Origin of the sequence: Stenotrophomonas acidaminiphila (assembly GCF_001431595.1) — a bacterium.
In the GTDB taxonomy this organism is placed as follows: domain Bacteria; phylum Pseudomonadota; class Gammaproteobacteria; order Xanthomonadales; family Xanthomonadaceae; genus Stenotrophomonas; species Stenotrophomonas acidaminiphila.
In genome coordinates, this window is sequence record NZ_LDJO01000125.1 from 1 (window position 1) to 523 (window position 523).

1 protein-coding gene is annotated in these 523 nt (G+C 67.1%); it reads left to right on the forward strand.

The window, feature by feature from the left end; translation table 11 throughout:
• A partial coding sequence (locus tag ABB33_RS17960; RefSeq protein ID WP_161809446.1) for a class I SAM-dependent methyltransferase occupies positions 1–523 on the forward strand: 523 nt, incomplete at both ends.

Below are 523 nucleotides of genomic sequence, written 5' to 3' on the forward strand. Positions count from 1 at the left end.
ACCCTGCTGCAGTCGGACTACCGCGACCTGCACGGGCAGTACGACAAGCTGGTTTCGATCGAGATGATCGAAGCGGTGGGCGCCGATTTCCAGGACAGCTACTTCGGCCAGATCGGACGCCTGCTCAAGCCCGACGGGCTGGCCCTGGTACAGGCGATCACCATCGAGGACCACCGCTACGCGCAGGCGCTGAAGTCGGTCGATTTCATCAAGCGCCACGTGTTCCCCGGCTGCTTCATCCCGTCGATCAGCGCGATGCTGGCTTCCAAGACCCGCAGCAGCGACCTGGCGCTGATCGCGCTGGAGGACTTCGGGCTGTCCTACGCACGCACCCTGCAGGCGTGGCGCGAACGCTTCCTGGCGCAGCTGCCGGCGGTGCGCGCGCAGGGCTTCGATGAGCGCTTCATCCGCCTGTGGGAGTTCTACCTGGCCTACTGCGAAGGCGGCTTCCGCGAACGCTCGATCGGCGTGGCCCACCTGCTGTTGGCCAAGCCCGGCTGGCGCCCGGCCGATGCGGTGCCGG